Annotated in this window: 13 protein-coding genes; 7 read left to right on the top strand and 6 right to left on the bottom strand. The window is 63.8% G+C overall.

What is annotated here, in order from left to right; translation table 11 throughout:
• Positions 1-367: 367 nt before the first annotated feature.
• Genes V1294_RS01325 through V1294_RS01305 form a run of 5 tightly spaced genes read right to left on the bottom strand, consistent with a single transcriptional unit; the run spans position 368 to position 5,795 of the window.
• A complete protein-coding gene (locus V1294_RS01325) occupies positions 368-1,918 on the bottom strand; it encodes an ABC transporter substrate-binding protein (RefSeq protein ID WP_334494677.1) in 1,551 nt (516 codons plus the stop codon).
• Positions 1,919-1,951: 33 nt separating this feature from the next.
• Complete coding sequence (locus V1294_RS01320) at positions 1,952-2,941, bottom strand: ABC transporter ATP-binding protein (protein ID WP_334494676.1); 990 nt, start codon at positions 2,939-2,941, stop codon at positions 1,952-1,954.
• Positions 2,938-3,951 (bottom strand): ABC transporter ATP-binding protein, encoded by a 1,014-nt coding sequence (locus V1294_RS01315; RefSeq protein ID WP_442895305.1) that lies wholly within the window; start codon positions 3,949-3,951, stop codon positions 2,938-2,940. Before V1294_RS01315 ends, V1294_RS01320 begins: the two co-directional genes overlap by 4 nt.
• Positions 3,952-3,960: 9 nt before the next feature.
• Positions 3,961-4,836, bottom strand: a complete 876-nt coding sequence (locus V1294_RS01310; RefSeq protein WP_334494673.1) for an ABC transporter permease — start codon at positions 4,834-4,836, stop codon at positions 3,961-3,963.
• Positions 4,837-4,853: 17 nt separating this feature from the next.
• On the bottom strand, positions 4,854-5,795 hold the full coding sequence (locus V1294_RS01305) for an ABC transporter permease (RefSeq protein ID WP_334494672.1): 942 nt from the start codon (positions 5,793-5,795) through the stop codon (positions 4,854-4,856).
• Positions 5,796-5,980: 185 nt separating this feature from the next.
• Here V1294_RS01305 and V1294_RS01300 point away from each other — a divergent pair, with 185 nt between their 5' ends.
• Genes V1294_RS01300 through V1294_RS01275 form a run of 6 tightly spaced genes read left to right on the top strand, consistent with a single transcriptional unit; the run spans position 5,981 to position 11,427 of the window.
• Entirely contained in the window at positions 5,981-7,018 is a 1,038-nt protein-coding gene (locus V1294_RS01300) for a LacI family DNA-binding transcriptional regulator (protein ID WP_334494669.1), read from the top strand.
• Positions 7,011-8,453, top strand: coding sequence for an amidase (locus tag V1294_RS01295; RefSeq protein ID WP_334494668.1), 1,443 nt, complete (start codon positions 7,011-7,013; stop codon positions 8,451-8,453). The genes V1294_RS01300 and V1294_RS01295 overlap by 8 nt, the downstream gene beginning before the upstream one ends.
• A gap of 32 nt (positions 8,454-8,485) precedes the next feature.
• Positions 8,486-9,499, top strand: coding sequence for an aldo/keto reductase (locus V1294_RS01290; RefSeq protein WP_334494666.1), 1,014 nt, complete (start codon positions 8,486-8,488; stop codon positions 9,497-9,499).
• Complete coding sequence (locus tag V1294_RS01285; RefSeq protein ID WP_334494665.1) at positions 9,496-10,350, top strand: amidohydrolase family protein; 855 nt, start codon at positions 9,496-9,498, stop codon at positions 10,348-10,350. The genes V1294_RS01290 and V1294_RS01285 overlap by 4 nt, the downstream gene beginning before the upstream one ends.
• Positions 10,344-10,787, top strand: coding sequence for an RbsD/FucU family protein (locus tag V1294_RS01280; protein ID WP_334494664.1), 444 nt, complete (start codon positions 10,344-10,346; stop codon positions 10,785-10,787). Before V1294_RS01285 ends, V1294_RS01280 begins: the two co-directional genes overlap by 7 nt.
• A 1-nt stretch (position 10,788) precedes the next feature.
• A complete protein-coding gene (locus tag V1294_RS01275) occupies positions 10,789-11,427 on the top strand; it encodes an ABC transporter ATP-binding protein (RefSeq protein WP_334494663.1) in 639 nt (212 codons plus the stop codon).
• 17 nt (positions 11,428-11,444) lie between these two features.
• On the opposite strand, the gene V1294_RS01270 is transcribed toward V1294_RS01275, so the two are convergent.
• Positions 11,445-12,344, bottom strand: a complete 900-nt coding sequence (locus tag V1294_RS01270; RefSeq protein ID WP_334494662.1) for a LysR family transcriptional regulator — start codon at positions 12,342-12,344, stop codon at positions 11,445-11,447.
• A 169-nt stretch (positions 12,345-12,513) separates the two neighbouring features.
• Here V1294_RS01270 and V1294_RS01265 point away from each other — a divergent pair, with 169 nt between their 5' ends.
• Complete coding sequence (locus V1294_RS01265) at positions 12,514-13,878, top strand: FAD-dependent oxidoreductase (RefSeq protein WP_334486820.1); 1,365 nt, start codon at positions 12,514-12,516, stop codon at positions 13,876-13,878.

Genomic DNA, 13,878 nt, shown 5'->3' with positions numbered 1-13,878 from the left:
TTCTTGCTGGGTTCGTCCACTCCGCTCATGACGCGGCTTTCGATTCTCCTTAGGGCTTCCTTGTCGTTGTCTCTGAGGTCGAAGGGATATCCGTAGGTGGCAGCGAGTTTTCAAGCGAGACCGACCCCGGATAAGCCGCCGGGGGCGGTATCCGGATGATAATATCGTGTCTGCATCGCGTGCCCGGTCATTTAGTATTCATTGATGGCGGCACGCCTGATGCGCGGGCGAAAATTCCAAGTACGTTCGATAAAAGAATGTCCGCTTCTGGCTGGTCATGACCGCTGAGGTGGGACAAAACGGCCGGAGCTTTGTTCACAGGCTCCTGCCCGACGCAGCGGCGATGCCACCTTCGACGTGCCGCCGATCACCTGCCGCGGCCGACGCTCCAGTAGACTGGAATGCCCGCACTGAGCAATCCGGTGAGATCCTTGCGGTAGCCGCGGACCAGATAAAACTGTCCGACCGGGACATAGGGCACCGTCTCGACGGCCCGCAGTTGGACCGCACGCGCATTGGCCTTGCGGCCGTCGAGATCCGGAATCATCGTGAATTCCGCCCGCAGCTTCTCGATGGCCTCGTCGCACGGCCAGCCGAACCAGGCCTTTTCGCAGTTCGAACGCAGCGCCAAATGGCCGACCGGCTCGAACATGTCCGGCGCCGCGGGCCCTGACATGAAGGCGGACCAGCCGCCTTGCGCGATCGGGTTCTTGTTGGCGCGCCGCGTCGACAGCGTCGGCCAGTCCATCGCTTGATAGTCGACGTTCAGCCCGATATCACGCATCGCCTGCGCCACCACGAGAGTCTGCGGATGCAGCGCAGTTTCGGTGGCATCGAGCAGCACGATCGGCGACCCGTCATAGCCGCTTTCCTTCACCAGTTGCTTCGCTTTGGCCGCATCCGGCTTCGGCCAGCCGGCGTCGGTGAAGTAGGGCGAATCGCACATGTAGAAGGAGGGGCAGCTGGTATAGAGCGAGGCGTCGTCGACATAGGCGCGCAGCGTCTGCTCCTGATCCACCAGATGGAGGATCGCCTGGCGCAGTTTGGCATTGTTGAACGGCGGGATCGCCTGGTTGAGCCGCATCACGCCCTGCAACGCGGCGAGCCTGGCGATGCCCACCTTGGCATTGCCTTTCAGTAGCGTCATCATGTCCGGAGGAATCTCTTCAAAGATGTCGATTTCGCCGGCTTGCAGCGCATTGAGCGCGGTTTGCGCGTCAGGAATGATCACCCATTCGACGCGGTCGACATTCGCCACCTTGCCGCCGGCCAGACCGCTCGGCGGCTCCCGGCGCGGTACGTAGGTCGGCGCCTTGACATAGACCACCCTCGAACCCGGTGACCACTCGTCACGTTTCATCATGAACGGACCGGATCCGATCGGATCCTTCACCGCCTCGTTCGTCGGCGTTTTAGCGATCCGCTCGGGCATGATGAACGGCACCATGGAACTCGGCTTGCCGAGCGCTTCCAGCACCAGTCCCCAGCGATCTTTGAGCGTGAGCTTGACGGTCCTGGCGTCGACGGCCTCCAGCGAGGCGGTGTGCGCCGTCAGTTGCTGGCCGAGGCCATCTAGTTGGCCCCAGCGCTTGAGTGAGGCGACGACGTCGGCGGCGGTGACGGCTGCACCGTCATGAAATTTCAGATCGTCGCGCAGCACGAACGTCCAGGTCAGACCGTCCGGTGCGGTAGCGAAGCTCTCCACCATCTGTGGCTTGATGGTGCCCTTCTCGTCCTGAGCAAACAGCGTGTCGTAGATCATGTAGCCGTGATTGCGGACCATGTAGTCCGACGTCACCATCGGATCGATGGTCTTGAGATCACCGAAGGACCGCACCTTCAGGACGGTTTGTGCCCATGCCGGCACGGCCGTGACGGCCAATGCCGCCGCGACGATCACTCCCAGAGTTCTGTTCATTGTGGTTTCTCCCTTCACACGACTTTGTCGTTTTCATTGATCGGCTAGTGCGGATGTCTGTCGCTCGACATGGTGGCAAGCTACCCGATGACCGTCGGCTTTCTCCTCGAGCGGCGGCGGCCGCTCGGCACAGATCGCCGTCGCCATCGGACACCTCGTTCGAAACCGGCACCCGGACGGCAGCGCGCTGGCGCTCGGAATCTCACCCTGCAGCAATGCGCGCCGGCCGCGCCGGCTCGGATGCGTGACCGGAACGGAGTCCAGCAGGGCCCGTGCATAAGGATGCCGCGGATTTTTGAAGAACGCATCGCGGGAGGCAATTTCGACGATGGTGCCGAGATACATCACCGCAACCGTCGTGCTGATGAATTCCACGACGCTCAGGTCGTGGCTGATGAACAGGTAGGCCAGCCCCAGGTCGCGCTTGAGGTCGGCCAGCAGGTTGAGGATCTGCGCCTGGATCGACACGTCGAGCGCCGCGACCGGCTCGTCGGCGACCAGCACCGCAGGATTGAGTGCCAGCGCGCGCGCGATGCCGAGGCGCTGTCGCTGCCCGCCGGAAAATTCGTGCGGGAAGCGGTCCCATTGATGTCGCGCCAGCCCGACGCAATCGAACAGCGTTTCGATCCGGCGGCTGAACGCGGCATCATCGACCGCACCGAAGTTGATCAGGGGCTCGGCGACGATCTGGCGCGCGGTCATGCGCGGGTTGAGCGAGGCGAACGGATCCTGAAACACCAGTTGCACGTTGCGGCGAGCCCGGCGCAGGCTTTCGCCTGCCATATGCGTGACGTCTTGACCCCTCAAATGGATAGTGCCCGACGTCGGATCGGTCAGCCGAAGCACCAGCCGCGCCACCGTGGACTTGCCGCAGCCGGATTCGCCGACCAGCGCCAACGTCTCGCCCTGCGCCAGCGAAAACGTGACGCCATCGACGGCGCGAACCGCCCCTTCGCCGCCGAACAGACCGCGGCGAAATGTAAAATGCTTTGTCAGCCGATCGACCTCGAGCACAGCTGTCATCGCGCGCGCCCGGCATTTGCCGCGACGGCAGCGATCTCCGGATGCCAGCAGGCCACCAGATGCGACGGTGCAAGCGGCTCAGCTAACGGCTCCGCGGCGCACTGCTCGGTTGCCAATGCGCAACGTGGCGAGAAGGCGCAGCCGGCCGGAACCGCAATCGGCGCCGGCACGGTGCCCTTGATCTCGGTCAGGCGTTCGACCACCGCGCCGCCTGCCTGCCGGGACAACCGCGGGATCGAGCGCATCAGGCCGCGCGTATAGGGATGGCAGGCATTGTCGAACAGTGACACCACGTCGGTCTGCTCGACGATCTTGCCGGCATAGAGTACGGCGACGCGATCGGCGATCTCGGCCACGACGCCGAGATCGTGAGTGATGAAGACGATCGCGGTCCCGATCTCGGCACGCAGCTCCGCCATCATTTCCAGGATCTGCGCCTGAATGGTCACGTCGAGCGCCGTCGTCGGCTCGTCGGCAAGCAACAGCCTGGGCCGGCAGGCCAGCGCCATGGCGATCATCACGCGCTGGCGCATACCGCCGGACAACTGATGCGGATAGGCGGCAAGCCTGCGTTGCGGATCGGGAATCCGCACCTTGTTGAACAGTTCGAGCGCGCGGGCGCGTGCCGCAGCGGACGACACGCCTTCATGGCGTTGGACGCCTTCGGTAATCTGATCACCGATCGTCATGACCGGATTGAGCGACGTCATCGGCTCCTGGAAGATCATCGCGAGGTCTCGTCCGCGCACGTTGCGCAGCGCAGGCTCGTCCAGCGCGGCAAGGTCGACGCCGCCAAGACTTATCCGCCCGCTGTCGATGCGCGCGCCACGCGGCAGCAGCCGCATGATCGCAAGCGCGGTCAGACTCTTGCCGCAGCCGGATTCGCCGACGAGGCATAGCGTTTCGCCGGCCGCCACCTCGATCGACAGATCGCGGACGATCGGGCACCAGCCGTTGGCGGTCTGGACCGAGACGTTGAGCTGTTCCACCGAGAGCACCGGCTGCTGCATCGCCATCTCCTAGCGCCGTGACCGCGACAGGCGCGGGTCGAGCGCGTCGCGCAAGGCGTCGCCGAGCACATTGACGGTGAGCACCAGCAGCGCGAGACACGCGCCGGGGAATGCGATCATCCATGGCCCACGCTGCAGATACTGACGGCCCTCCGCCAGCATGTTGCCCCAGCTCGGGATCGTTGGCGGCGTGCCGGCGCCGAGGAACGACAGCACCGATTCGACGATCATGGCGGAGGCGAATACATAAGTCGCCTGCACGATGACCGGCGCGGCGATATTGGGTAGCACGTGCCGCCACAGCAGACGGGACAGTTTGGTCCCGTTGGTGACGGCGGCTTCAACATAGGGCTGCTCGCGAATCACCAGCGCCGAGCTGCGCACGATGCGGGCCATGCGCGGGATTTCGGCGATGCTGATCGCTACCACCACATTCTGGATGCTGGAGCCGAACAATGACATCAAAGCGATCGCCAGCAGAATGCCGGGGATCGCCATGATGCCGTCCATCAACCGCATGATGACATTATCGATCCGACGCAAAAAACCCGCAAACAGACCGAACAGAAGACCGGCCGCCGTCGTCACTACTGCCACGAGAATGCCGACGGTCAGCGAGATCCGCGTGCCGTTCAGCGTCCGCGATAACGTCGAGCGTCCGAATTGATCGGTGCCGAACAGGTGCTGCAGGCTCGGCGTGCGCAGACGCTGCACTGGATTGAGCCGCGTCGGATCCGGCAGCACCAACGGCGCCAGCAGCGCAATGACGATGAACAGCAGCAGCACCGCGCCCCCGATCAGGATCACCGGGTGTTTCGCGAGGAACGATGCGATCCTGCGAACGACACTGGAGCGATTGCGCACGGCGGCGGCCGTATCGGTCATGGTGCCTGCCATCGACATCAGTACCGGACCCGCGGATCGAACAGCACGTAGCTGAGATCGACCAGGAGATTGATCACGACATACACCGAGGAGAACACCAGGATCAGACCCTGAACCACCGGATAGTCGCGGCGCTGAATGGCGTCGGTGGCGAGCCGTCCAAGTCCCGGAATATTGAACACGGTTTCGGTCACGACCACGCCGCCGAGCAGCGCGGCCATCCCGATGCCGATCACCGTGACGATCGGGACCGCGGCATTGCTTAGCGCGTGGCGGATGGTGATGCGCGCCGGCGTCAGCCCTTTGGCGTTCGCAGTGCGAATGTAATCTTCCGACAACACTTCGAGCAGGCTCGCGCGCGTTACTCGCGCCAGCAGCGAGGCATACAGCAGCGCCAGGGCGACGCCCGGGAGGATCAGGCTGTGCAGGCAGGCAAGGGCGCCTTGCGATAGCGGCACGTAGCCCTGGGTCGGAAACCAGCCGAGACTGAGTGCGAACACGTAGACCAGCAGAAACGCGATCACGAACACCGGCGAGGAAAACCCGAGCACCGCGAAGGCCATCACGACACGATCGGCAACACCGCCGGCACGCACTGCAGCCAGCGTGCCGAGCGGCAGCGCGATCGCGATTGCAAACACGATCGCAACCAGCGCCAGCATCGCTGTCGGCTCCAGCCGTTGGCCGATCAGGCGAGTGACCGGGATATCGGAAAACACCGAGCGGCCGAGATCGCCCCTTAGCAACTGGCCGGCCCATACGAGCAACTGGTCGACCATGGGCCGATTGAGCCCGAGCTGTTCGCGAACGGTTTCGATCTGTGCCGAGGTCGCCTGGTCGCCGGCAATCATGATGGCGGGATCGCCGGGTGTAATGCGCAGCAGGAAAAATACGAACAGCGCCACGAAGATAAAGACCGGCACGGTAGAGAGCACACGGCGAAGCGCGTAGCCGGTCATGACCGCCCCACCGCTATCGCACCCGTGCGGCTGCTGTGAGCCAATGCCCCCTCCTCTTCCTTATTGTATCGTTTCAATTTAATGTTCCACAAATCCGAAATGGTATCAAGCGCATATTTTGCTTGCAGAATTGAGTCTCTTGAAGGAATGTGATCTTTGAATTTTATCGTTTCAAAGAGGCGCCGATGGCGACTATCCGCGACGTTGCCCAGCTCGCAAACGTGTCAGTGACCACCGTCTCCAACGTCCTCAACAATCCGAACAAGGTTAGCCCCGAGCTCCTGGCGCGGGTACGGGCCGCGGTCGACAAGCTCGGCTACGCACCCCATGCGGCCGCGCGCAGCCTGCGCAAGCGATCCAGCGGGCTGCTGGGCCTGATCGTCGGCGACATTACCAATCCGTTTTTTTCCGAGCTGTTCGAAGCCATTGAGCTCGCCGCCGCGGCGCGCGGCTTCTCCGTCATCCTTTGCAATTCGAACGAGACCACCGAACGCGAGGAAACCCATTTGCGGATGCTGCGCTCGCAGCGCATCGACGGCCTCATCCTTGCACCGACGGGAACCGCATCAATGAATCGCGCGGCCTTGCTCGCCGCGCTCGAAATTCCGGTCGTGCTGATCGACCGCGCCATGGAAGGGCTCGGCTACGACGCCGTGGTGCTCAACAATCACCGCGCCGCTTATGAGGCGACGTCCTATGCGATCGGCTGCGGCCATCGGCGCATCGCGCTGATCAATGGCCCGAAGACGGTCCGCACCGCCGCCGATCGTTTGCAGGGCTACCGGGAAGCGCTGCTGGCGGCCGGCCTTGCGCTCGATCGCGCCTTGGTGATGGACGCCGGCTTTCGCGAGCAGTCCGCTTATGAAGCCGCGCTTCAGCTGTTGCGCAGCGACCAAAGACCAACCGCGATCTTCACGGCCAATAATCTGATGACCATCGGCGTGCTGCGCGCCATCGCTGAACTCGGGCTCAGTTGTCCCGACGATCTTTCGATTATCGGCATCGACGATCTTCCCTGGGCGGAGGCCGTCGCCCCGCGTCTCACCATGGTCGCGCAACCGGTTCGCGCCATGGGCGAGACCGCGCTCGAGCTGCTGGCCCATCGCATTGCCGGCACTCGTCTCGGCCCTGGAACCACCACCGTGATGGAGCCGCGGTTGATGGTCCGAAAGTCCTGCGCCGCTCCTGCGTCAATGCCCAACGCCGAGGATGCCGATGTCTGAAGATCTCATCAAGCTCGGCGCGCTGGCCGCGCATCGGCTGCTCGCCAGCGGCGAGGTGACGTCGGTCGAACTCGTCAGCGCCGCGGCACGGCGGATCGCCACCGTCGAGCCTGCGGTCAACGCGCTGCCCACGCTATGCCTGGAGCGCGCCCGCGCGCAGGCGCAGGCCGCCGACAGGGCGCGTCAGGCAGGGCAAAAAACACTGCTGGGCGGACTGCCGATCGTCGTCAAGGACAACAATGACGTCGGCGGCGTCCGAACCACCGGCGGGACGCCGATCTTCAGGACGCGGATCGCCGAGGTTTCGGATCGCACCATCGCGATACTCGAGTCCAACGGCGCTATCGTGCTCGGCAAATCCAATCTGTCGGAACTCGGCGGCGCCCAGACTACCAACGCTGTGCACGGCACCACACGGAATCCCTACGACACCCGTCTCACGTGCGGCGGATCATCTGGCGGTGCGGCGGTAGCCCTTGCCACCGGCGAGACGTGGCTCGCGCACGGCAATGATCTCGGCGGCAGCCTGCGGATTCCGGCGGCGTTCTGCAATGTCACCGGGCTGCGCCCGACGCCAGGCCGGGTGCCGCGCAAGCGTCTCGCCAATCCGTTCGATACCATGGCGGTCGAAGGCCCGATGGCCCGCGATGTCGCCGATCTCGCCTTGATGTTCGATGCCATGGTCGGCTTCGATCCGGGCGATCCGCTGACCTCGCCAAACTCTGAGCCGCCATTTCTCGATGCGGCGGCATCGCCGTATAAGCCGGACCGGCTCGCGGTGTCGGTCGATCTCGGCGAACTGCCGATCGGCGATGATATCCGCATCGCCATGGCCGAGCTGATGCGCCTGTTCGAACGCGCCGGCATCACGGTTGCAACGGATTCGCCCGATGTCGCGGGCGCCATGGACGCTTTTCTGGCGTTGCGCGGGTCGAGCTTCCTCGCCGCATGGGATCCGTTCATGGCGGAATACCGCAGCCAGTTTCCCAAGCCGGTGATGGAGGATATTGAGCGCGGCCGGCATCAAGCCGGCGCCGCGCTTGCCGCTGCCGAGCGTTATCGCGCCGAGCTGTTCCGCCGCACCATCGACTTTCTCGATACGCACCGCTTCCTGGTCTGTCCCGCGACCCAAGCCATGCCGTTTCCGGTCGAGACCCTGTTCCTGGCAGAGCTCGAGGGGCGCAAGCTGTCGACCTATCTCGACTGGATCTCGATCACGGCGATCTGGTCGCTGACCGGCTGTCCGGCGATTTCAGTTCCGGTCGGCTTCTCCAAGGACGGCCTTCCGATCGGCATCCAGATTCTCGCCCATCCGCGTCGCGAGGCCGATCTCTTTCATCTTGCCGCCTGGATCGAGCGCGAAATCGGGCTGTCCCGTGTGCCGATCGATCCGCGATCCTCGAAGCGAACACAATCAGGGATGATGGGGATTTGACTGTAACACCGGCTACTACTGGCAATACCTGCTTGCCGATACGGCCGCTTGGCCGCACCGGGCTGAATGTCAGCGCGATCGGGTTCGGCGCGGCCCCGATCGGCGACCTCTATGCGTGTCTCGATGAGAGCGAGGCCATCGGCGCGGCGGCAACGGCTATCGATTCCGGCATCACCCTGTTCGATGCAGCCCCGCTCTACGGCCACGGCCTGGCCGAACATCGTTGCGGCACCGCGTTGCGCAGTCACCCGCGCGGCGGCTTCGTGCTGTCCACCAAAGTAGGCCGCTGGATGGATCCGTCGAAAGGGCAGGGCGATCGTTCAGGATATGTCGGCGGCCTGCCGCACGCCGCGGTGATCGATTACTCCTATGACGGAACCATGCGTTCGTTCGAGCAGTCGCTGCTGCGGCTCGGCCTTGACCGCATCGACATTCTTCTCATTCATGACGTCGATGTCTGGACCCATGGCGCGGCCGCGATCGAGCGGCGTTTCAAGGAGGCCATGGACGGAGCCTATCGCGCTCTCGACCAGCTTCGCAGCGCGAAGGTGATTTCGGCCATCGGCGTCGGCGTCAATGAAGCCGAGATGTGTGAGCGCTTCGCTGAGGCCGGCGACTTCGACGTCATGCTGCTGGCGGGGCGCTATTCGTTGCTGGAGCAGCCGGCGCTGCAGAGTTTCCTGCCCACCGCCGAGCGCAAGGGCTTGGGCGTGCTGCTCGGAGGCGTGTTCAATTCCGGCATTCTCGCAACCGGCGCGCGCCCCGGGGCGCACTACAATTATGCCGTGGCACCGCCGGCGATCATGGCCCGCGTCGAACGGATCGAAGCGGTATGTCATGCGCACGGCACCAAGCTCGCCGACGCGGCGCTGCAGTTTCCGCTCGCCCATCCCGCTGTCTCGAGCATCGTGCTGGGGGCAACGTCGGCCGAAGAGGTGCGCCGGAATATCGCCTCGCTGTCGCGCAAAATTCCGTCCGGCTTGTGGTCCGATCTCAAGGCGGAAGGATTGCTCGAGCCCCACGTTCCGGTTCCGGTTTCGCCATGACACCACGGATCGACGCGCATCAGCATTTCTGGCACGTGGCCCGCGGCGACTACGCGTGGCTGACGCCCGCGCTCGGCGCGATCTATCGCGACTTCAATCCTGAGGATCTGGCGCCACATCTCGCCGCGCATGGAATTGCAGCCAGCATACTGGTGCAGGCCGCACCGACGCATGCCGAGACCACCTTCCTGCTCGATCTCGCGCACAAGACCGCGTTCGTTGCCGGCGTGGTCGGCTGGACCGAATTTACCGCACCCGACGCCGATGCCACGATCGCAAGACTCGCCGCCGATCCGCTGCTCGTCGGTCTGCGTCCGATGGTGCAGGACATAGCCGACGATGATTGGCTCACGCGCGCGCAGCTCGCGCCCGCGTTCGACGCCATGATCGCGCATCAACTGGTGTTCGATGCGCTGCTCAAGCCCCGGCATTTGCTACGGCTCATTCCCGTGCTCGAACGGCACCCGCAGCTGCGTGTCGTTATCGATCATGCGGCCAAGCCCGCTATCGGGGGTGGCGCTGGTGCCGCATGGCGGAGCGACATCACCGCCGTCGCGCAATTCCCGAAGATCGCCTGCAAACTCTCCGGCCTTGTCACCGAGGCGCCGGCCAACTGGACTGTCGACGACCTGAGGCCCTATGCCGAACACCTCCTGACCTGCTTCGGCGCCGAGCGGCTGATCTGGGGCAGCGACTGGCCGGTGGTCAATCTCGCCGCGGACTATGGCCGCTGGATCTCGACTGCCGAGCAATTGATGGTCGGACTCGACACGTCCGCGCAATCGCGGGTGTTCGGCGGCAACGCCGTCGGCATGTACCTGTCTCATCGTGGAAAGGCCATCGCATGCTGAAGGGAATCGATCCGATCCTGACGCCCGACCTGTTGTGGCTGATGGCGTCGATGGGGCACGGCGATGACCTGGCCGTGGTCGATGCTAACCATCCGGCCGAGCGCATCGCCCGCGCGTCGGTCACCGGCCGCCTGATTCGGCTGCCCGGCCTGCACCTGCCGCAGGTGATCGGCGCGATTCTGGGAGTTCTTCCGCTCGATGCGTCGGAGCCGGATCCGATCCGTGTCATGATTGATACGCGCGAGCCCGACAAAACGCCGGAGGTTCATGGCGCTGTACTGCGGGAGATCAACCGCGGTTCGGACCAGACCATTGTGTTCGGAGAGATCGGGCGGTTTGCATTCTATGATAGCGCCAAACGCAGCTTCGGCGTCGTGCAGGTCGGCGACACACGCAGTTTCGGCTGCTTCCTAATTCGGAAGGGGACGATCAAGTAGTGTGCTGAACGCAGAAGTTTCCGCGCCTGTCCGTTGCGGTTCAATCGCCCGGCGTTCGCTGGTTCTTGCCACGGCTGGCGCGTTGCCCGTCGCGTCCGGCGATGTGCTGATCGACGGCAGGCCGATTGCGGGCCTCAGGCCCGAGCAGGTTCGCCGCCTCGGCGTGGCGGCGGTTCCTGAAGGCCACCACGCACTTGGCGAACTATCGGTCATCGATAATCTTCGGGTCGCCAGTCATCATCTGCCGGGTCGCAAGCGCGAGGACGGCATTGAGGCGGCGCTCGATACGTTTCCCGAGCTTCGCCAAAAGCTTGACGCACGTGCGGGATCGCTCTCCGGCGCTCAGCAGCAAATGGTCGTACTTGCCCAGGCCATCGTCGATCGCCCGCGCTATATCCTTGCGGATGAATTGTCGTTCGGCCTTGCTCCCGGGATCGTAGCCCGGCTGGTTCCGGCGATCATTCAGCTCGCCGCAGATGGCGTCGGCGTATTGCTGATCGAACAGTTTACGCATATCGCGTTGCGAATTTCTCATCGCGTCCATGTCATGGAGCGGGGATGTATTCGCTTCTCCGGCGAACCCGAAGAGTTACGGCAGAATCCGGATATTCTTCATAGCGCGTATCTCGCGGCGAATTGATGTGCCGCGGCGGCAGGTCAGTCGTGCGGCCTCCCCAGCGACTGACCAAAGTGTGCCTTCAGGGCGTCAACGAAGCTGCGGACCGCCGGGCGGTCCAGACGGTTTCGCGGTACCAGCGCCTTGACCCAGAATTCCGGGACAGGGTAGTCGGCGAGGACGGGTACGAGCTGCCCACTCGACAATGCAGGCTGGGCGATATGCCTGGCGAGCCGCGCGATGCCCATCCCGGCGAGCGCCGCGCGCAACAGCAACTGGCTGTCGTTCGCACTCAGCCGGGCCTTGATCTCGACATTGATCTGGCCGCGGCGGCTCTCGAACCCCCAACTCAATCCGGTCGTTGCGAAGGTGAGGCAGTCGTGCTGGACCAGATCGCGCGGGTGGTTGGGCTCGCCGCAGCGAGCAAGATAGGACGGCGCGGCGCACAGCACGCGAGGATACGCGCAGAGCGGGTCGTCGATGACCCCTGGATAAGAGGTCGGCAAGGCGCCAATTGCGATGTCGAAGCCTTCTTCTACCGGGTTAACCGAGCGATCGAGCATGACCAGTTCGACGCTGATCTTCGGATTGGCAAGCTGGAAGCTAGTGAGTACGTCGCCTAGGCTGACGATGGCGATCGTCGTAGGCGACTTGATACGCAGATGTCCTTCGATTTCCTGCGACGAAAGCCCCGATTCCAGGAAGATATCGTCGAGTTGGCCCACCGCCGCTCGCAGCCGCGCCAGCCGGATCTCGCCTTCGGGTGTCAGGCTGACCCGGCGGGTGGAGCGCTGCAACAGCCGCACATGCATCTGATCTTCCAGGCGATCGATGCGCTTGCTGATGACCGAGGGCACGACACCAAGCTGTCGGGCTGCGGCAGTCAGGCTGCCGGTTTGCGCGACCAGCAGAAAGGCCTTGATATTCAATACTGTATCCATGGATGGCTCCGAGGACGCGCACAGTGGCGATACCGGTATTATTCGCAAATCGAGAAAACTGTACCACAAAATAGCAGATTTATTTCCCGGTTCCGAAAGCGCAAAACGAAGCGGCCGGTCAATCCGGCAAGAAGACTTCTGACCGGACCGGTCCAAGGATTTCCATTGCATGGGCGCTTCATCCACTTCGTTTCGCACCAAGGCCTCGACGGCGACGCGCACGGTCGTGCGAAGCGGTTCGCGGCCGCTGCAACGATCGGCCGACATCTGTGTGGTGGGCTCCGGCATCGCCGGTGTTTCGGCTGCCATCGAGGCGGCGAGGCTCGGCAGAAAAGTGCTGCTGATCGACGGTCTCCCGGTACTCGGAGGTCAGGCCGTCAACTCGATCGTCGGCACCATCTGCGGCATGTTTTCCAACGGCAATGATGGTTACCAGGTGACCTACGGCATTGCCGAAGACATCATCCGCGATCTGTCCGGGACCGGCGCGATCCATTACCGGCAGGGCGTCAACAACATCATCATCTATGACGAAGTCGCGCTCGGTCGATGGATCGAGAAGACCATTCACGAGGCCGGCGTCGATGTCCTGCTCGGCGCCGTATTGCGCGAGGTAGAGGTCCGCGATCGCCGCATCAGCGCGCTCAATCTGGCGACGCGGTACGGCGATGTCCGTGTCGAAGCCACGGGCTTCGTCGATGCCAGCGGCGACGCCGCCCTGGTCTGGCAGGCTGGCTTTCCCTGCCGGGAGCCGGCCGATGGCCCGGTGTTCGGCACCCAGATGGTCGTGCTGGAAGGAATCGACGAGGCCAATGTGCCGAGCCGCGAGGAACTGCCGGCGCGGATGCGCGACCGCGCCGAGCATTACGGCCTCGTGCGCCGGGAGGGATTGAGCTTCATCATTCCTGGCCGCGGTATCGCTGCCATGAACATGACGCACATCGAAACGCCGCTCGATCCGTTCGAGATGTCGAACAAGACGCTGGAAGGCCGCGATCAGGCTGACCGTGCCGTAGTGTTCCTGAAGAACGAGTTCCCGAAAGCCTTCGGCGAGGCACGCGTGCGTGCCTATGGTTTTCCGGGCATCCGCCAGACCCGCTGGATTTGCGGTCGCCAACAGCTCACCGTTGAGGACGTCGTCAACGGCCGAAAATTTGATGATGCGATCGCGCGCACGGCCTGGCCGATCGAGTTGCACGATTCCGGCATCGACCACGTCTGGCGGCCGTTCGGCGCGGACCATATGCATTACGTGCCATTCGGCTGCCTCACGCCTGCGGATGCGGACAATGTGGTGGCGGCGGGGCGCTGTATCGATGCGGACAATGCTGCGCTCTCCAGCGTCCGGGTGATGGGGCCGTGCATCGCCATGGGGGCTGCCGCGGCCCATGCGCTTGACCTCGCCGGCACCGGAAGCGTGCATCAGATCGACATGTCCGAGCTTCGTCACCGCCTGCGGGACAATCTCGAACGTGCTGACAGTGGCCACGAGGTGGCGCGCACTATCCGTCCCTTCAACAAGGCGAGCGCCTGA

This window comes from Bradyrhizobium sp. AZCC 1678, from assembly GCF_036924765.1.
GTDB lineage: Bacteria > Pseudomonadota > Alphaproteobacteria > Rhizobiales > Xanthobacteraceae > Bradyrhizobium > Bradyrhizobium algeriense.
The sequence above is the reverse complement of the archived record's forward strand: the minus strand, read 5'-3'. Positions and strand labels throughout refer to the sequence as shown.